Annotated in this window: 15 protein-coding genes; 6 read left to right on the top strand and 9 right to left on the bottom strand. The window is 69.8% G+C overall.

The annotated features are described in order from the left end of the window. Positions 1 to 82 precede the first annotated feature (82 nt). The 4 genes from IE294_RS27380 to IE294_RS27365 all read right to left on the bottom strand — a co-directional run bounded on the left by IE294_RS27380 (position 83) and on the right by IE294_RS27365 (position 4,264). Positions 83 to 2,554, bottom strand: a complete 2,472-nt coding sequence (locus tag IE294_RS27380) for a hypothetical protein (RefSeq protein WP_189890474.1) — start codon at positions 2,552 to 2,554, stop codon at positions 83 to 85. Positions 2,555 to 2,747: 193 nt separating this feature from the next. Next, the gene (locus tag IE294_RS27375) at positions 2,748 to 3,164 is read right to left on the bottom strand and encodes a DUF6113 family protein (RefSeq protein ID WP_189818124.1); all 417 of its coding nucleotides are present in this window, start codon (positions 3,162 to 3,164) and stop codon (positions 2,748 to 2,750) included. Continuing rightward, positions 3,161 to 4,021 carry an N-acetyl-1-D-myo-inositol-2-amino-2-deoxy-alpha-D-glucopyranoside deacetylase gene (gene mshB / locus IE294_RS27370; protein WP_189890473.1) on the bottom strand — a complete coding sequence of 287 codons (861 nt, stop codon included), beginning with the start codon at positions 4,019 to 4,021 and terminating at the stop codon, positions 3,161 to 3,163. The genes IE294_RS27375 and mshB overlap by 4 nt, the downstream gene beginning before the upstream one ends. Positions 4,022 to 4,069: 48 nt before the next feature. Further along, positions 4,070 to 4,264 (bottom strand): hypothetical protein, encoded by a 195-nt coding sequence (locus tag IE294_RS27365; RefSeq protein ID WP_014674786.1) that lies wholly within the window; start codon positions 4,262 to 4,264, stop codon positions 4,070 to 4,072. A 173-nt stretch (positions 4,265 to 4,437) separates the two neighbouring features. On the opposite strand from IE294_RS27365, the gene IE294_RS27360 reads away from it, so the two are divergent. Beyond that, entirely contained in the window at positions 4,438 to 6,579 is a 2,142-nt protein-coding gene (locus tag IE294_RS27360; RefSeq protein ID WP_189890471.1) for a S9 family peptidase, read from the top strand. 100 nt (positions 6,580 to 6,679) lie between these two features. On the opposite strand, the gene IE294_RS27355 is transcribed toward IE294_RS27360, so the two are convergent. Genes IE294_RS27355 through IE294_RS27335 form a run of 5 tightly spaced genes read right to left on the bottom strand, consistent with a single transcriptional unit; the run spans position 6,680 to position 12,248 of the window. Further along, positions 6,680 to 7,738, bottom strand: coding sequence for an ABC transporter ATP-binding protein (locus tag IE294_RS27355; RefSeq protein ID WP_189890470.1), 1,059 nt, complete (start codon positions 7,736 to 7,738; stop codon positions 6,680 to 6,682). Beyond that, on the bottom strand, positions 7,731 to 8,705 hold the full coding sequence (locus IE294_RS27350; protein WP_189890467.1) for an ABC transporter ATP-binding protein: 975 nt from the start codon (positions 8,703 to 8,705) through the stop codon (positions 7,731 to 7,733). Before IE294_RS27350 ends, IE294_RS27355 begins: the two co-directional genes overlap by 8 nt. Positions 8,706 to 8,713: 8 nt before the next feature. Continuing rightward, positions 8,714 to 9,697, bottom strand: a complete 984-nt coding sequence (locus IE294_RS27345) for an ABC transporter permease (protein ID WP_189890465.1) — start codon at positions 9,695 to 9,697, stop codon at positions 8,714 to 8,716. After that, positions 9,690 to 10,613, bottom strand: a complete 924-nt coding sequence (locus tag IE294_RS27340; protein ID WP_189890463.1) for an ABC transporter permease — start codon at positions 10,611 to 10,613, stop codon at positions 9,690 to 9,692. Before IE294_RS27340 ends, IE294_RS27345 begins: the two co-directional genes overlap by 8 nt. Before the next feature lie 6 nt (positions 10,614 to 10,619). Next, complete coding sequence (locus IE294_RS27335; RefSeq protein WP_189890461.1) at positions 10,620 to 12,248, bottom strand: peptide ABC transporter substrate-binding protein; 1,629 nt, start codon at positions 12,246 to 12,248, stop codon at positions 10,620 to 10,622. A gap of 511 nt (positions 12,249 to 12,759) precedes the next feature. On the opposite strand from IE294_RS27335, the gene IE294_RS27330 reads away from it, so the two are divergent. The 5 genes from IE294_RS27330 to IE294_RS27310 form a co-directional block, all read left to right on the top strand. Beyond that, a complete protein-coding gene (locus tag IE294_RS27330; RefSeq protein WP_189890459.1) occupies positions 12,760 to 13,749 on the top strand; it encodes an ABC transporter permease in 990 nt (329 codons plus the stop codon). A gap of 80 nt (positions 13,750 to 13,829) precedes the next feature. Beyond that, complete coding sequence (locus IE294_RS27325; protein WP_189890457.1) at positions 13,830 to 15,593, top strand: ABC transporter substrate-binding protein; 1,764 nt, start codon at positions 13,830 to 13,832, stop codon at positions 15,591 to 15,593. Positions 15,594 to 15,711: 118 nt separating this feature from the next. Then, entirely contained in the window at positions 15,712 to 16,692 is a 981-nt protein-coding gene (locus IE294_RS27320) for an ABC transporter permease (protein ID WP_189890455.1), read from the top strand. Between the two features lie 52 nt (positions 16,693 to 16,744). Next, positions 16,745 to 17,779, top strand: coding sequence for an ABC transporter ATP-binding protein (locus tag IE294_RS27315; protein ID WP_189818109.1), 1,035 nt, complete (start codon positions 16,745 to 16,747; stop codon positions 17,777 to 17,779). 23 nt (positions 17,780 to 17,802) lie between these two features. Then, the coding region (locus IE294_RS27310) for an ATP-binding cassette domain-containing protein (RefSeq protein ID WP_189890453.1) at positions 17,803 to 18,272 on the top strand (470 nt) is incomplete at its 3' end.

Below are 18,272 nucleotides of genomic sequence, written 5' to 3'. Positions count from 1 at the left end.
GCATGACAGATGTCACGCGGTGCGGGTGACGGACACGGCGAGGGGGCGCCCCCTGGACAAGGGCGCCCCCGGAAGCAGCCGGCTAGCTCGGGTTGGTGTCGATGACCCCGACCCGCTCCGCCTCCGTCTTGCCCCGCAGGGCCTGGCGCAGCGCGCCGACCACGTCCTGCGGCAGGACACCGCGCTTCCCGGTCGCGGTCTGGATCTGCACGCCGTCGAAGGTGGTGCCGTAGGCCTCCTTGAGCGCGCCCAGGTCGTACGTGTCCACGAGCTTGCCGTCCACGGCCTTGAAGCCGAGGATCTTCGGCAGCGACAGCGGACCGAACCGGATGACGTGCGCCGCGTCGGTCTGCACCTTGACGATGCCGGACATCGCGGGCTTCGCGAAGTCGTTCATCACCCGGTCCACCTCGGCGTTCGAGACCGTCGGCTGCTTGATGGTGGTCGGCACGGTGACCGGGGGCGTGCTGCCCGTCTCCACCAGCGTGCGGTACGCCTGTTCGACCGCCGTGGTCGAGCGGCCCGCGTCGATGGCCTTGCCCGCCTTGCCGTAGACCGCCACGGCCTTGCCGCCGGACTCGAACTTGATGGTGCCGTCCGTGGCCGAGCCCGAACCGCCGCCGGCCTGCTGGAGCGCGGCCTGGAGCTTCTCCTCGTCCACCGGCATGACCGGCTCGACCACGCGCTTCTGCCCGAAGAGGGAACCGACGACGTGGACCGGGTTGTAGTCGCTCTTCGCGGCCCCGCTCACCGTGGCCTGGTAGTCGAACTGGAGACCGGCGTTCTCCGGCGTGAGGGTGACCGTCCTGCCGCCCACGGCCAGCTTCAGCGGCTTGTTCACCCGGCTGCCGAAGGCGTCGTCCAGCTTCTTGACGGCGTCGTCGCGGGTGCCGCCGCCGATGTCGACACCGAGCACGGTGGTGCCCTTGGGCACGTCGGTGTGGTTCATCAGCAGTCCGGCGCCGTAGGCACCGCCCGCCACGACGAACACGCCGACGACGAGCAGCATCAGCTTGCTGCGGCCCTTCTTCTTCGGCTTGCCCGCCGCCTTGGGCGCGGCGGCCGGCTCCGGCTTGGCCGCCGTGGGCGCCGCCGGGCCGCCGGGCTGGGTGCCGAACGGGGGCTTGCCGGCGTTCGGGACGACCGGGATGCCGCTGGTGACGGTGTGTCCGGAGACGTTGTCGGCGGACGGGGGCCGGTATCCGGGCGTGCCCGGCTCCGGGGCCGGCTTCTGCGGGGTGAGGATCGCGGTGTCGTCGCTGAGCCCGCCACCGGGGCCACGGCCCGCCGGGCCGCCGGGGTTGACCCCCGGACCGCCGGCACCGCCGGGTCCGTTGAAGCCGCCCGCCACGCCGGGCGCGTCGAGATCGGCGATGTCGGCGAGGGCGCTGCGCGCCGGCGGGGTGCCCTGGCCGCCGAAGCCGGCGCCCGCCGGGCCGTCGAAGGGCTCGCCCGGCCCCATGCCGACGCCACCGGCGGCCGGCGGGACCAGGATGCCGTCGCCGGTCACCGGGCCGCTGGTGGGACCGGCCGGTCCGCCCTGCGGGCCGCCGGGGCCGCCATGGCCACCGGGTCCGTCGAAGCCGCTGGCGCCGCCGGGACCGCCGTTCCCACGGGCACCGCCCGCGGCACCGCCGTAGCTGTCGTGCCCGTTGGCCCCGGCCGCACCGGCGCCGTAGCCGGCCTGACCGCCTACGCCCGCCGCACCGGCACCATAGCCGTCCTGACCGCCGACGCCCGCCGTGCCCGTGCCGAAGTCGTCCTGGCCGCCGTTCTCCGAGAAGTACGGCAGGTCGTCACGGCGGGGCTCGTCGGAGCCGGGGGAGCCGGGCCGGGAGCCGCCGCCGAGGGGGCCCGCGGTCAGGGCCTCGGTCACGTCGAAGGAGCCGGTGCCGCCCCCGTGGCCCGGGGCGACCGGGCCGCCGGTGGCGCCGGGCAGGCCCTTGCCGTTCGTGCCGCCGGGGCGGGGACCGCCGGGCGCGCTCATGGAGCCGACCACGCCACCGGGACGGCCGCCGCCGGGGCGTGCGCCGGTGGTACCGGCCGCACCCGAAGCTCCCGGACCACTCGAACGGGCACCCGACACGCCGGAGGAGGCGGGGGTGGCGGCGGAACCGCCGGACATCCCGGCGCCGTTCGTGCCGGCGCCGCCCGGACCGCCCTTGGGCGCGCCGGACTTGCGCGGCGCGAACCAGTCGCTGGTCTTCTCCTCCGCCTGGGCGGTGGGCTCGGCCGGGGCCTCGGCGGTACCGGCGGACGGCCGGTCGGCCACGGGCAGCGGCTCGGCGGCCGGCGCCTCCTCGGCGCCCTCGCCCTCCCCGACGGGCTTGCGCACGACGACCGGCGGGATGGGCCGGGACCCGGGGATGTTGATCCGGATCCGGGTCGTCAGCGTGGTCTCGGTCTTCTTCTCCTCCGGCCGCGTGCCCGAACGGCCCGCGCCCGTACCGTCGTCGGAAGCCATGGGGGTCCCGTACGGCGGCGTGCCGGAGGGGTATGCGGCTCCGCCGCGCCCGTTGGGCCCGGAGGACGGAGTGTCAGTTTCACGACTCAAGGCAGGTTCTCCCGGTTGGCTCCGCCGCCCGTTTCGACCTCAGCTGGGGGTGCCCCCTGTTCGAGCGCAGTCGAGAACTTGGGGGAGGCTCGGCGGCGCGCACCACCATACTGGCCACTTCTGGCGCGTATCCCATGACCGTCGAGGAAACCCACACCGGACTCGCATCCGCGCCGCACGGCGAAGTGGTACGTCACTTGCCAAGTCGGGCGGGGCCGCCGCGCGGTTGCCGTCCCGCGCCAACGGTGGCGCAGATCACAGCGAGGGCCATGCCGCCGAGCAGGTACAGATAGGAACTGCCGCCCGCGCCGAAGAGGTAGTCGCCCTCCGGGCGCGTGGTGGTGAGCAGGAGGACGGCGACGACCCAGCCCGCCGCCGGCGCGACCGCCCCGCCCCGGCCGCCGGTGGCGTACGCGCCGCCGAGGAACAGTCCGGCGGCGCCCGCGAGCGCGAGCAGCAGCCCGCCGGGGAACCAGGCCGCCTGGAGGAGGGCCCCGGCCAGGCCCGTAACGGCGCCGAGCAGGAACAGGCCGACGAGGGCGGCGGCCCGTCCCGCGGAGGGCGGGCGCAGCGGCTGGGCGAGCAGGGAGCCGTTCCCGCCGTCGCTCATGACGCCTCCCCGAGGTCGAGGCCGGCGAAGAGGTCGGTCTCCCCGCGCTGTCCCGGGCCGCGCACCAACTCGTAGTACTCGGTGGTGAACAGCGGCTGGGCGAGGGCGTTGGAGAGCGCGAAGTACGGCTCGGCGACCTCGATCTGGGTGGCGTGGGCGCGCATGGCGGCGGCCTTGGCCGCGGCGTACGCGGTGCCGTCGATCGTGGTGGTGATCCGCTCGTCGGCCACCACGCCGGGTACGTCGTCCACGGCGGCGCCCTTGTCGAACGGCAGTGCGGACAGCTCGTCCTGGAGGCGTGCGAAGGCCGCGTCGGCGACGGAGCGCGGGACGCGGTTCCAGTACACCTTGGCGATCCGGTGGCCGCGTTCGGCCGCGAGGTCGACCGCGCGCATGGCGACGCGGTGGGCCTGGACGTGGTCCGGGTGGCCGTAGCCGCCGTCGTCGTCGTACGTCACGAGGACCTGGGGGCGGACCTCCAGGATCACCTCGGCGAGCCTCCCGGCGGCCTCGTCGAGGTCGGCCCGCCAGAAGCAGCCGGGGTCGTCGTTGTCGGCGAGGCCCATCATGCCCGAGTCGCCGTACCGCCCGGCGCCGCCGAGCAGCCGGGCGTCCGTGACGCCGAGCGCGGACACGGCCGCGGCCAGCTCGCCGCGCCGGTGCGCGCCCAGCGCGGCACCCGTCAGGTGCCGCAGCTCAGGCGGGATGACCTCGCCCCGCTCCCCCAGGGTGCAGGTGACCAGGGTCACATGGGCACCCTCGGCCGCGTACCGGGCCATGGTCGCGCCGTTGTTGATCGACTCGTCGTCCGGGTGCGCGTGCACCAGGAGAAGACGCCGGGAGGGCAGTTCCGTCATGGCCACCACCCTACGAGGTTCTCCCGCCCGGCCCCGCGACGCCGGCCGTCAGAACTTGATGCTGCCGATCATGCTCGCAACGTTGGTCGTCAGCTCGCTGATCGTGGGAGCCACGGTCGAGGAGGAGAGATAGAAGCCGAGCAGGATGCAGACGACCGCGTGGCCGCCCTTCAGCCCTGACTTCTTGATCAGCAGGAAGACGATGATCGCCAGCAGCACCACCGCCGAAATCGAGAGTGCCACGGCGGCTCACCTCCAAAGATCCCAGGGGACGCGGGTTCCAGATCAGTAGAGCAATTCCATGCAGACGACAGCAGGTTCCTACCCACTCTGCGGTAGTGATCATAACTATCCGTACTCGCGCATCGATCGGCGCACAGCCGCACAAGGGGGCGCATGGCCAATATGGTCGGGGTATGACGACCGAGGCTGACTCCTTCCCCCGTCGGCACGCCCGGACCCAGCGGTTCACGCTCGGCGCGCCGCGTGCGTTCACCGTGGCACCCGACGGTTCGCGTGTCGCGTTCCTGCGTTCCGGCTCGGGCACCGACCGGGCCAACTCCCTGTGGGTCATGGATCTTCCGGGAGGTGCGGAGCGCCTGGCGGCCGACCCGCGCGCGCTCCTCCAGGGCGCCGCCGAGGAACTCTCGGCCGAGGAGCGGGCGCGCCGCGAGCGCAGCCGCGAGGGCGGCGCCGGGATCATCGGCTATGCCACCGACAGCGCCCTGGAGTTGGCGTCTTTCGCCTTGTCAGGGCGGCTTTTCGCGGCGGAGCTGCGCGCCGGGACGGCACGCGAACTCCCCGTCCCCGGTCCGGTGATCGACCCGCGTCCGGCGCCCGACGGCCGGCACATCGCGTACGTCGCCGGGGGCGCGCTGCGGGTCGTGGGCGCCGGGGGCGACGGCGACCGGGCGCTGGCCGAGCCGGAGTCGGCGGACGTCTCCTACGGCCTCGCGGAGTTCATCGCGGCGGAGGAGATGGCGCGTTCGCGGGGCTTCTGGTGGGCGCCGGGATCGGACCGGCTGCTCGTGGCACGCGTGGACGACACGCCGGTACGGCGGTGGTGGATCTCCGATCCGGCCCACCCGGACCGTGAGCCGGCCGGCATCCGGTACCCGGCCGCGGGCACCCCCAACGCGGACGTCCGCCTGTTCGTGTACGGGCTGGACGGGACGCGCACGGAGGTGGTCTGGGACCGCCCGCGCTACCCGTATCTGGCACGTGTGCACTGGTCAGAGGCGGGTGCGCCGCTGCTGCTGGTGCAGGCGCGGGATCAGCGAAGCCAGCTCTACCTGGCGGTGGACCCGGATTCCGGGGCCACGCGGATGGTGCACGCCGATGAAGATCCAACTTGGCTGGAACTGTTCGCCGGTGTGCCCTGCTGGAGCCCCTCGGGGCAGCTTGTCCGTATCGCGGACGAGGGGGGCGCACGAGTCCTGGCGGTCGGCGAACGTCCCTTGACCAGCGGTCAGTTGCATCTGCGGGCGGTTCTGGACGTGGGTGCGGACGACGTACTGGTTTCCGCCTCCTCCGGGCCGGAGGCCGAGGCGCCGGAAATTGGCGAAGTCCATGTGTACCGGGTGAACGAACTGGGCGTGGAGCGCCTGTCGCGGGAACCCGGTGTGCACTCGGCGGTGCGCTCCGGGAACGTGACCGTCCTCGTGTCGGCCGCGCTGGACCGGCCGGGCGCCCGGGTCCAGGTGCTGTGTGACGGAAAACAGACGGCTACTGTCCGGTCGTACGCCGAAGATCCTGGTTTGTCCCCCCGAGTGACCCTCACCCAAGGGGGCGCACGCCGAATTCCGTGCGCCGTGCTTATGCCACGGGACTACCCCGGTGACACTCCCCTGCCGGTTCTCCTGGACCCCTACGGCGGTCCGCACGGCCAGCGCGTGGCCGCCGTGCACAACGCCCACCTCACCTCCCAGTGGTTCGCCGACCAGGGCTTCGCGGTGGTCGTCGCCGACGGACGGGGCACCCCGGGCCGCTCGCCCGCCTGGGAGAAGTCGATCCGGGACGACGTGGCGGCGGTCGTCCTCCAGGACCAGGTCGACGCCCTGCACGCGCTCGCCGAGCGGTACCCGCTGGACCTGACCCGGGTGGCGATCCGGGGCTGGTCCTTCGGCGGCTACCTGGCGGCGCTGGCGGTGCTGCGCCGCCCGGACGTCTTCCACGCGGCGGTGGTCGGCGCGCCGGTCACCGACCTCAGGCTGTACGACACCCACTACCAGGAACGCTATCTCGGCGACCCGAACGAGCAGCCGGAGGTGTACCGGCGCAACTCGGTGATCGACGACGCCGGCCTGGTCGACCCCGCCGAGCCGCACCGCCCGATGCTGGTCGTCCACGGGCTGGCGGACGACAACGTGGTCGTCGCGCACTCCCTGCGCCTGTCCTCCGCGCTGCTGGCCGCCGGCCGCCCGCACGAGGTGCTGCCGCTGTCCGGGGTGACCCACATGACCCCGCAGGAGACGGTCGCGGAGAACCTGCTCCTGCTCCAGCTGGACTTCCTCCGACGCTCCCTGCCCCGGCCCGCGGACGCCGGTGAACCGCGTTAACACACAGGCAACTTCACGGAAGCTGTGCCGCTATACGGACACGGCATCCTGAAGGACGTACGGCCGTGCGGGTGCCGTGAACGGGCCGGGGTGCGCCATGTCACCCCGGCCCGTTGCCGTTGTGCCGGGACTCCTCCGGCGGCACCACCTGTTTCTCCTCCGCGAAGTGACAGGCCGAGGGGTGCGCGGCGGGACCGGCCGCGTCGCGGAAGGCGGCCGGCACGGCGAGCGGGGGGACCTCCACGACGCAGCGTTCCCGGGCTTTCCAGCAGCGGGTGCGGAACCGGCAGCCGGAGGGGATGTCGGCGGGGGAGGGCACGTCGCCGGTGAGGATGATCCGTTCGCGGTGTTCGCGGGCGTCGGGATCGGGTACGGGGACGGCGGAGAGCAGGGCCTGGGTGTAGGGGTGGGTGGGGTGGTCGTAGATCTCGCTGTCGCGTCCGGTCTCCACGATGCGGCCCAGGTACATCACGGCGACGCGGTCGGAGATGTGGCGGACGATGGACAGGTCGTGGGCGATGAAGAGGTAGGAGAGGTCGAACTCCTTCTGGAGGCGGGCGAGGAGGTTGACGACCTGGGCCTGGACGGAGACGTCGAGGGCGGAGACGGGTTCGTCCGCGACGATGATCTCGGGGCGCAGTGCCAGTCCGCGGGCGATGCCGATGCGCTGGCGCTGGCCGCCGGAGAACTGGTGGGGGTAGCGGTTGACGTACTCGGGGTCGAGGCCGACGACGTCCAGCAGTTCCCGGACCCGGCGGCGCCGGTCGCCCTTGGGGGCCGCCTCGGGGTGGATGTCGTAGGGCTCGCCGATGATGTCGCCGACCGTCATGCGGGGGTTGAGGGAGGTGTACGGGTCCTGGAAGACCATCTGGATGTTGCGGCGCACGGCTTTGAGGGCCTTGCCGGACAGCCGGGTGATGTCCTCGCCCTTGAACGTGATGGTGCCGGCGGTGGGTCGTTCGAGGCCGCACAGGAGTCTGGCGACGGTGGACTTGCCGCAGCCCGATTCGCCGACGATGCCGAGGGTTTCGCCCTGGGCGAGGGTGAAGTCGACGCCGTCGACGGCCCTGACCGCGCCGATCTGCTTCTTGAACAGGATGCCCCGGGTCAGCGGGTAGTGCTTGACCAGGCCGCTGACTTCGAGAATCGGTTCAGCCATCGAGGCACTCCCTCCAGAAGTGGCAGGCGCTGCCCCGCTCGTCGGACACCTCGTACAGCGGGGGCTCGTCGGTGCGGCAGACGTCCCTGGCCATGGGGCAGCGGGGGTGGAAGGAGCAGCCGGGCGGGATGTGTGTCAGGTTCGGTGGCAGGCCCTTGATGGCGTAGAGCTGCCGGCCCTTGTGGTCGAGGCGGGGGATGGAGTCCAGCAGGCCCCGGGTGTAGGGGTGGGCGGGGGCTTTGTAGAGGTCGTGGACGGGGGCGGTTTCCACGATCCGTCCCGCGTACATCACGGCGATCCTGTCGGCGACGTCGGCGACCACGCCCAGGTCGTGGGTGATGAGGATCAGTCCCATGCGGTACTCGCGCCGGAGGTCCGCGAGGAGGTCCATGACCTGGGCCTGGACGGTGACGTCGAGGGCGGTGGTGGGTTCGTCGGCGATGATGAGGGCCGGTTCCAGGGCCAGCGCCATGGCGATCATGATGCGCTGGCGCATCCCGCCGGAGAACTGGTGCGGGTAGTCGCGCACCCGCTGGGCGGCGGCCGGGATCCGCACCCGCTCCATCAGCTCCACGGCCCTCGCGCGTGCCTCCTTGCGCGACATGCCTCGGTGGACGACGAACATCTCCCCCAGCTGGTCCCCCACCGTCATCACCGGGTTGAGGGCGGACAGGGCGTCCTGGAAGATCATCGCCATCTCGGTGCCCCGGATCCTCCTGCGCTCCTCGCCCTTCAGCGTCAGCAGGTCCCGGCCCCGGAACAGGATCCGCCCCTGGGTGATCCGCCCGGGCGGTGTGTCGAGGATGCCCATCACGGCCTGCGCGGTGACCGACTTCCCCGACCCCGACTCCCCCAGCACCGCCAGGGTCTGACCCGCGTCGACGGCGTAGTCGACTCCGTTGACGGCGTGGGCGATCCCGTCGCGGGTGTGGAACTCCACGTGCAGGTCGCGTACGTCGAGCAGCACGGCGGACCTCACCTCAGCTTCGGGTCGAGGGCGTCGCGGACCGCGTCGCCGAGCATGATGAACGCCAGCACCGTGACCGCCAGGGCGCCCGAGGGCCACAGCAGGGCGTGGGGGGCGTTGCGGATGTAGGGGGAGGCGGCGGAGATGTCGATGCCCCAGGAGACGCTGGGGGGTTTGAGGCCCACGCCGAGGTAGGACAGGGTCGCCTCCAGCGCGATGTAGGTGCCCAGCGCGATGGTCGCCACCACGATCACCGGGGCGATGGCGTTCGGCGCGATGTGCCGCAGCAGGATGCGGGAGTCGGAGGCGCCCAGGGCACGGGCGGCCTGGACGTAGTCGTTCTGCTTGGCGGTGATGACCGAGCCGCGCGCGATGCGGGAGATCTGCGGCCAGCCGAGCAGCACCATGAACCCGATGACCGGCCAGACCGTATTGGAGGTCACGACCGAGAGGAGGACGAGTCCGCCGAGGACGACCGGGATGGCGAAGAAGATGTCCGTGATCCGGGACAGCACCGCGTCCCACAGGCCCCCGAAGTAGCCCGCCAGCCCGCCCAGCACCGACCCGAACACCGACACCCCGAGCGTGGCCAGGACCCCGACCGTCACCGACGTACGGGCCCCGTACACGGTGCGCGTGTAGACGTCGCAGCCCTGACCGTCGTAACCGAAGGGGTGCCCGGGAGCCGAGCCGTCCTGCGCCCTGGCCAGGTCGCACGTGAGCGGGTTCCCGGAAGCGATGGCCGACGGCCAGACCGAGATGAACACCAGGAAGAGGATGACCAGGGCGGAGACGAGGAAGACCGGGTCGCGGCGCAGGTCCCGCCAGGCGTCCGACCACAGGGAACGCGGCCTGCCCGCCGGCCCCGTGCCCTCCGGGCCGCCCGGTGTCCGCTCCAGCGTGGCCGCCTCGCTCGCCGCGAGGTCCATCGCGCCGCCCATCCCGGTGCCGGCGATGGCACGCCCGGCCTCGTACGGCTGCTGCTCAGGCATAGCGGATCCTCGGGTCGAGTACGGCGTACAGGAGGTCGACGAGCAGGTTGGCGACCAGGAAGACCAGGACGAGCACGGTGACGAAGCCGACGACCGTCTGGGTGTTCTGGCGCAGGATGCCCTGGTAGAGCTGGTAGCCGACGCCGTGGATGTTGAAGATCCGTTCGGTGACGATCGCCCCGCCCATCAGCGCGCCGATGTCCGTGCCGATGAACGTGACCACGGGGATGAGCGAGTTGCGCAGCAGGTGCCGGGTGATGACCCGGCGCCGGGGCAGGCCCTTCGCGATGGCCGTACGGACGTAGTCCGCGCGCTTGTTCTCCGCGATGGAGGTGCGGGTCAGCCGGGTGACGTAGGCCAGGGAGACCGAGGCGAGGACCAGGCCCGGCACGATCAGCTCGCCGAAGGCCGCGTCCGGGGAGACGGACGGTTTGATCCAGGCCCACCGCACCCCGAGCAGCAGTTGGAGCAGCAGACCGGTGACGAAGGTGGGGACCGAGATCACCACCAGGGTGAGCAGCAGCACGGTGGTGTCGACGGGCCGGCCGCGCCTCAGGCCCGTGACGACGCCCAGCGTGATGCCGATGACGATCTCGAACAGGATCGCCACGATCGTCAGCCGGATGGTGACGGGGAACGCCGTGCCCATCAGCTCGGTGACCTTCTGCCCGTTGAACGCCGTACCGAAGTCGCCGGTGAACAGGTGCCCCATGTAGGTGAGGTACTGCTGCCAGACCGGCTTGTCCAAGCCGAACTCCCGCTTCAGCTGGGCCGCCGTCGCCGGATCGCACGCCCGCTCCCCGCACAGGCCGGCGACGGGATCGCCCATCACATTGACCATGAGGAAGATCAGCAGGGTGGACCCGACGAAGACCGGGACCATCTGGAGCAGTCGCCGGACGACATAGCGCCCCATGGCGGCTCAGCTGACCTTGATCTCGTTGTAGACGGGCACGCTGAACGGGTTGAGCGCCACGTCGGACAGCCGCTCGGAGTAGCCGGCGCTGCCGTTCTGGTACCAGAGCGGGATGGCGGCCATGTTGTCCCGGACGACCCCCTCGGCCTGCTGGAACAGCTTCACGGCCCTGGTCCGGTCGCTCTCGGCGTTGGCCCGGTCGACCAACTCGTCGAACTCCTTGTCCGACCACTTGCCGTCGTTGGAGGAGGCGTTCGTGTAGTACAGCGGCTGGAGGAAGTTCTGGATGAGCGGGTAGTCCATCTGCCAGCCCGCGCGGAACGGTCCGGTCATCTTGTGCTGCCCGATGCGGTTGCGGAAGTCGGCGAAGGTGCCGACCGGGTTGCCGACGCACGCCTTGTCGTTGCCAAGGGCGTTGTTGACGGAGTTGCACACGGCGTCCACCCACTCCTTGTGCGAGCCCGTGTCCGCGTTGTACGTGATCTTCACCTGGCCGCCGGGGATCCCGCCGCCCTCCTTGATCAGCTTCTTGGCCTCGTCCGGGTGGTACTCGCAGGCCTTGCCGCACAGGCCCTCCTTGAAGCCGCCGGCCACGCCGAGGACGGGCGAGGTCCAGTCGGTGGCCGGGGTGCGGGTGCCGTGAAAGATCGTCTCGGTGATCTGCTTCCGGTTGATCGCCATGGACAGGCCCGTGCGGACCTTCTCCGAGCCCGGCTTGTCCCACGCCTTGTCGTAGTAGGGGAAGGCGAAGGTCTGGAGGATGCCGGCCGGGGTGTTGATGTAGCGGTCGCCCAGGTCGGTCCTGACGTTCTTCAGCTGGGCGGCGGGCACGTCGTCCACCAGGTCGAGGTTGCCGGACATCAGGTCGGTGTAGGCGGTGTTGTTGTCGGTGTACACCTTCAGGTCGACCCCGCCGTTGCGTGCCTTGTCCGGACCCGGGTAGCCGTCCCACTTCCGCAGGGACATCCGAGACCCCTTCATATAGGAAGCGACCGTGTACGGACCGTTGCCGACCGGTTTCTTCCGCCAGGCCGCGTGGTCCGTGAAGAAGGCGCGCGGCAGCGGGGCGAAGGCCGCGTAGCCGAGGGTGTCCGGGAAGGTGGAGAACTTCTGGTTGAGCCGGACGGTGAAGGTGTGGTCGTCCACCACCTTCAGCCCGGACAGGGTGTCGGCGGTCTGCCTGCCGCCGCTGGGGTGGACCTTGTCGTAGCCGTCGATGTAACCGAAGAAGAGGGCGTTCTTCTGGTTGTTCCGCAGGCTCGCGCCGTAGTTCCAGGCGTCCACGAAGGAGCGGGCGGTGACCTTCTCGCCGTTGGAGAAGGTCCAGCCGGGCTTCACCTTGATGGTGAAGTTCCGCGAGTCGTCGGTGTCGATGGACCGGGCGAGCATGTCGGTGGCCTTGCCGGTCCTCGGGTCGTACTTCTTCAGGCCCCGGAAGATCATGTCGAGGACCTTGCCGCCCTGCACCTCGTTGGTGTTGGCCGGCTCCAGCGGGTTCTGCGGGTCGCCCCAGGAGGAGCTGAGCACCGCGCCCGAGGTGCCGCCGCCGCCTGAGCCGCCGCCCCCGCAGCCGGTGGCGGCGAGAGCCAGCGCCACCGCGCACACGGCCCCCCGGGCATGCGTGACTCCCCGCATGGCGTGCCTCCTCCGCGACATTGATCCACTACCGGTCAATATCGCTACATAAGGCATGTATCGCATGCCCGCCGCCCGATTGAGCGGCCTTTGGGGGAAGACGTCATCCGAATGCAGGCACCGCCCCCTCGGCCGCCTCGATGATCTTGGGCGACGAGCGCAATAGATCTTCGCGTAACGATGCCGAAACGTTGGATTGAGGCAGGCCGATGTACGCATGTCGACACTCCACCGTCCGCATATCGAACTCCTTGCCCGTTTAGTCCGATTGGCCCGATGTGAAGCACGGATTGATTACGGCGCGCTACCCGCGTAGCTACGGAACGATCAAGGAAGGGTAAAGAAGGTAAAGAGACAACCAAGGCGGCCGAGAATTTATTGACCTTGAATGAATTGCGTTGAAAAAGTCCGGCGTAGCCCGTAGGGGAGCGCCCTGCGGAGTCATCAGACCCTCCCTTGGGCCAGGAGCACCATGACCCCCCCAACTCCATCCGCGGCTGCCCCGCTTGAGGTGACCGACGAGACCGTCGAGAAGTCGATCACTTCGGACGGGTCGAAGGGCAGCGAGAGCCGGTCCCCCGGGCAGCTGGCCTGGCGCCGCTTCAAGCGGGACCGCGTTGGCGTCGCCTCGGCGATCATCGTGATCCTCTTCTTCGTGATCGGCCTCGCGGCGCCGCTCATAACCAAGCTGTACGGCAAGGACCCGTACACGACGTACGGCATCAACACGCCCGGACTGCTGGGCGACAACGGTCTCCCGGCGAAGCCGAACGGTGGCATCGACAGCGAGTTCTGGTTCGGCATCGACCCCCAGCTCGGCCGCGACGTCTTCTCGTTCCTGCTGTACGCGATCCGCAACTCGCTGCTGCTCGCGACGGCGATCACGGTGCTCATCATGATCGTCGGTGTGGTGATCGGCATCACGGCCGGCTACATCGGCGGCAAGACGGACTGGATCCTGGGCCGGGTCATCGACATCCTGCTCGCCTTCCCGCAGCAGCTGTTCTTCGTGGCGTTCACGCCCGTGGTCCTCAGCCTCTTCGTGGCCAGCAACGAGGACACGCCCACCTCGATCGTCGTGATCTCCCTGATCACCCTGCTGGTCGTCTTCGGCTGGGCCTCCATCGCCCGGCTGCTGCGCGGTCAGGTGCTGGCCCTGCGCGAGCGGGAGTTCGTCGAGGCCGCGAAGGTCACGGGCGCGTCTCCGGCCCGCATCATCTTCAAGGAACTGCTGCCCAACCTGTGGACGCCCATCCTGATCCAGGGCACGCTCCTGCTGCCCGCGATGGTCACCACGGAGGCGGGCCTCGCCTACCTCGGCGTCGGCATGCAGGACCCGACCCCCGACTGGGGCGTCATGATCGGGTACGCCGCCGGCTTCTACCAGGACGACTTCACCTTCCTGCTCTTCCCCGGCATCTCGATGGTGATCTTCGTACTGGCCTTCAACCTCCTCGGTGACTCGGTGCGCGACGCGCTCGACCCGAAGACCAAGCGCTGACTCCGGCCCTCCTTCAGGACCACGGCAAGGACGCCGGGGTGCCGGGCTTCTCTCATCAACCCACTTCAAGGCAGGATGCGATGTCCTTCTCGCGCAGAAACTTCCTGATAGCCACCGGTGTTGCCGCCGCCTCCAGCACCGTGCTGAGCGCGTGCAGCAGCGGCAACTCCAGCAGCACCGGCACCGGCAAGCAGGAAGCGGCCAAGGCCCACACCACCACCGTCAAGATCGGCACGGCGGCGGACTCGCAGGGCCCGGCTCCGGAGGTCTCCGGAGCCAAGAAGGGCGGCAAGGTCTACCTGCTGAACGACGACGACTTCTCGCACCTCGACCCGCAGCGCGTCTACTACGCGTGGAACTCGCTGGCCGTGATCGTCCTCGCCCGCACCCTGACCGGTTACAAGGTCGGCGACGACGGCTCCATGACCCTGGTCGGCGACCTCGCCACCGACACGGGCACCATGAAGGACGGCGGCAAGACCTGGTCCTTCACCCTGAAGGACGGCGTGAAGTGGGAGGACGGCTCCGACGTCACCGTCGACGACGTCCGCCACGGCTTCGAGCGCGCCTTCGCCAACTTCATCACCGAGGGCGCCGTGTACGCCCAGACCTGGCTGACGGGCACGCAGGAGTACCGCAAGTCCTACCCGGGTCCCTTCAAGGGCAACAAGCACCTCAAGTCGATCACGACGAGCGGGAAGACCATCACCTTCCACCTCGCCGAGGCGCGTCCGGACTTCAACTACGTCGTCGCGATGCACTCGTACGCGCCGAACCCGGTGAAGCACGACACCAAGCAGAACTACGACAAGAAGCCGTTCTCCAACGGCCCGTACAAGGTCAAGTCGCACCAGACCGACAAGTCGATGGTCCTGGTCCGCAACGAGCACTGGGACCCGAAGACGGACCCGATCCGCAACGCCTACCCGGACGAGTTCGACTTCACCTTCGGCATCGAGGCGGAGACCGCCGCCGACCGTCTGATCGCCGACTCGGGCAACGACCAGTACGCCGTGTCCTGGCGGACCGTCCCGCAGTCGAAGGTCCAGCAGGCCACCGCCAAGGCCAAGGACCGCCTCTTCGAGGACCTGAGCAGCGGCACCAGCGTCTACTGGATCAACCAGACCCGCGTCACCGACATCAAGGTCCGCGAGGCCATCATCAAGGCCTGGCCGACCGCCGGCATCCGCTCCATCCAGGGCGGCACGCACCGCGGTGACTACGCGACCGGCATCATGAGCCCGCTCGTCGCCGGCTACAAGTCGCAGGACGTCTGGGGCAAGCTGAAGAACCCGGCCGGCGACCCGGCCGCCGCCAAGGCGGTCCTGAAGAAGGCCGGCAAGCTCGGCACCAAGGTCGTCTACGCCTACCAGCAGGACCCGATCAACGCCAAGGTCAAGGTCGTCGTCGAGAACGCCCTCAAGGCGGCCGGCTTCGACGTCGTCACCAAGGGCATCGACTCCACCACCTGGTACGACCAGATCGGCAAGCTCGACAACGAGTTCGACATCTACTGGGGCGGCTGGTCCGCCGACTGGCCGACCGGTTACTCGGTCTTCCAGCCGCTGTTCGACAGCCACAACGTGGTGGACCAGGGCACCAACTACTGCCACCTGAAGAACCCGGACGTCGACGCGGCCATCAAGGCGGCCACGGCGGAGACGGACCAGGACAAGGCCAACGCCATGTGGGCCGCCCTGGACAAGCAGGTCACGGAGCTGGGTGCCTTCATCCCCGACGTCTACATGAAGCGCCTGTACCTCCACGGCTCGAAGCTCGGCAACGTCAAGATGGACCCGAACTTCGACGGCTGCATGCTCTACAAGATGTACGTCAAGGCCTGATCCACACCTGAGAGGTGGGGCGGCTCCGGCCGCCCCGCCCTCGGCTCGTCCACCGGGCCTCCGGTCATCCCGTCCCGGCCCGTTCCGCACGACGGCCCTCCCAGGAAAGCCAACCCCCATGCTTCGCTTCCTCGTCCGCCGGCTCCTCGGCGCCGTGGTCACGCTGCTGATCATCAGCGCGGTCACGTACATGCTCTTCTACGCGGTGCCGCGCGACCCTTCCCGGATCGCCTGCGGCAAGGTCTGCACCCCGGAGACGCTCGACGTGATCCGGCACAACATGGGGATCTCGGACCCGCTGCCGGTCCAGTACTGGCACTGGCTTGAGGCCATTTTCGTGGGCCGCGACTACCCCGGCTTCGGCCACTGCGACGCCCCCTGCCTGGGCTACTCGTTCATCAACCGCGAGCCCGTCCTCGCGACGGTGTGGGACCGCTTCCCGACCACCGCCTCCCTCGCCATCGGCTCCGCGGTCGTCTTCCTGATCTTCGGTATCGGCACCGGCATGCTCGCCGCGGTCAAGCAGGGCAAGCCGCTGGACAAGATCGCCAGCTCGGCCTCGCTGGTCGCCTCCTCGATGCAGATCTACTTCGTCGGCCCGGTCGCCCTGTACCTCCTCGTCTACCAGTCGCACCTGCTGGACCAGCCCTCCTACACCCCGTTCAGCGAGAATCCGGGTGCCTGGTTCACCGGCCTGCTCGTGCCCTGGCTGGTGCTGGCGCTCATCTGGACCGCCAACTACACCCGTATGACCCGCTCGCAGCTGGTCGAGACGCTCACCGAGGACTACGTCCGCACCGCCCGCGCCAAGGGCATGTCCCGGCGCAACGTCTTCTTCCGCTTCGCCTGGCGCGGCGCCATGGGCCCGATCGTCACCATCTTCGGCATCGACATGGGCGTGCTGCTCGGCGGCGCGATGATCACCGAGAAGACCTTCAGCCTCCAGGGCATCGGCCTGCTCGCCGTGAAGTCGGTGATCAACAACGACCTGCCGATGCTGCTCGGCGTCATGATCATCACGGCCTCCTTCGTGGTGATCGCCAACATCGTCGTCGACGCCTGCTACGCCCTGATCGACCCGCGGATCCGGCTCGCCTGACCCCGCCCTCCTCCGCCAGCTACCCCGCATCACCCCCCTCTGGAGCGTCCCCGTGACGAGCACCGATTCGCAGCCCTTCCTGTCCGTCAAGGACCTGAAGGTGCACTTCTCGACCGAGGACGGCGTCGTCAAGGCCGTCGACGGCCTCTCCTTCGACCTCGTACGCGGCAAGACGCTGGGCATCGTGGGTGAGTCGGGGTCCGGCAAGTCGGTCACCAACCTGGCCATCCTGGGCCTGCACAACCCGGACAGCACCGCGATCGACGGCTCCATCGAGCTGGACGGCGAGGAGCTGAACGGCGCCCCGGAGAAGAGGCTGGAGCACCTCCGCGGCAACAAGATGGCGATGATCTTCCAGGACGCCCTGGCCTCGCTGTCGCCGTACCACACCATCGGCACGCAGATCGGCGAGGTGTACCGCAAGCACACCGGCGCCTCCAAGGCCGAGTCGCGGGCGCGGGCCATCGAGATGCTGAAGCGCGTCGGCATCCCCCAGCCCGACCGCCGGGTGGACAGCTACCCGCACGAGTTCTCCGGCGGTATGCGCCAGCGCGCGATGATCGCCATGGCGCTGGTGTGCGACCCGGAGCTGCTGATCGCCGACGAGCCGACGACCGCGCTCGACGTGACCGTGCAGGCCCAGATCATGGACCTGCTCAAGGACCTCCAGCGGGAGTTCGGCACCGCGATCATCTTCATCACCCACGACCTGGGTGTGATCGCGGACATCGCCGACGACGTGCTGGTGATGTACGGCGGCCGGTGCGTGGAGCGCGGCCCGAAGGCGGAGGTGCTGCGCACCCCGCAGCACCCGTACACCTTCGGTCTGCTCGGCTCCATGCCGAGCCTGGACGGCCCGGTGGACGTGCCGCTCAACCCGATCCCCGGCTCGCCGCCGTCGCTGCTGAACCCGCCGACCGGTTGCCGCTTCCATCCGCGCTGTGCCTTCGCGGAGAAGGTCCCGGACGGCAGGTGCGCCAAGGAGCGCCCGCTGCTGGAGATCGTGGACGGTCGCGGCAGCGCCTGCCATCTGACGGACGAGCAGCGTCGCGAGTACCTCACCGACACGGCTGCCAAGGCCCACTGACGTACAAGAGACGGAATTCACCAATGAGCGACACCACTCCCCTCCTGGACGTCTCCGGGCTGACCAAGCACTTCCCGATCAAGGGCGGCTTCCCGATCCGGCGCACGGTCGGCGCGGTGCAGGCCGTCGACGGCCTGGACTTCCAGGTCGCCGAGGGCGAGAGCCTGGGCCTGGTCGGCGAGTCCGGCTGCGGCAAGTCGACCACCGGCCGGCTCATCACCCGCCTGCTGGAGCCCACGGCCGGCACGATCACCTACCGCGGTCAGGACATCAGCCACGCGAACCGCAAGCAACTCGCGCCGATCCGGTCCGAGATCCAGATGATCTTCCAGGACCCGTACGCCTCGCTGAACCCGCGGCACACGGTCGGCAAGATCATCTCCGGTCCGATGGAGATCAACGGCATCAACCCGCCCGGCGGCCGGGAGAAGCGGGTCCGCGAGCTGCTGGAGATCGTCGGTCTCAACCCCGAGCACTACAACCGCTTCCCGCA

The sequence above is a fragment of the Streptomyces canarius genome (assembly GCF_014650735.1).
Lineage (GTDB): Bacteria > Actinomycetota > Actinomycetes > Streptomycetales > Streptomycetaceae > Streptomyces > Streptomyces olivaceoviridis.
The sequence above is the reverse complement of the archived record's forward strand: the minus strand, read 5'-3'. Positions and strand labels throughout refer to the sequence as shown.

Excerpts from the sequence above, each read along its gene's own strand:
- IE294_RS27375 (WP_189818124.1), bottom strand. The coding sequence starts at position 3,164 with ATGAGCGACGGCGGGAACGGCTCCCTGCTCGCCCAGCCGCTGCGCCCG.
- mshB (WP_189890473.1), bottom strand. The coding sequence starts at position 4,021 with ATGACGGAACTGCCCTCCCGGCGTCTTCTCCTGGTGCACGCGCACCCG.
- IE294_RS27360 (WP_189890471.1), top strand. The coding sequence starts at position 4,438 with ATGACGACCGAGGCTGACTCCTTCCCCCGTCGGCACGCCCGGACCCAG.
- IE294_RS27355 (WP_189890470.1), bottom strand. The coding sequence starts at position 7,738 with ATGGCTGAACCGATTCTCGAAGTCAGCGGCCTGGTCAAGCACTACCCG.
- IE294_RS27345 (WP_189890465.1), bottom strand. The coding sequence starts at position 9,697 with ATGCCTGAGCAGCAGCCGTACGAGGCCGGGCGTGCCATCGCCGGCACC.
- IE294_RS27340 (WP_189890463.1), bottom strand. The coding sequence starts at position 10,613 with ATGGGGCGCTATGTCGTCCGGCGACTGCTCCAGATGGTCCCGGTCTTC.
- IE294_RS27335 (WP_189890461.1), bottom strand. The coding sequence starts at position 12,248 with ATGCGGGGAGTCACGCATGCCCGGGGGGCCGTGTGCGCGGTGGCGCTG.
- IE294_RS27325 (WP_189890457.1), top strand. The coding sequence starts at position 13,830 with ATGTCCTTCTCGCGCAGAAACTTCCTGATAGCCACCGGTGTTGCCGCC.
- IE294_RS27320 (WP_189890455.1), top strand. The coding sequence starts at position 15,712 with ATGCTTCGCTTCCTCGTCCGCCGGCTCCTCGGCGCCGTGGTCACGCTG.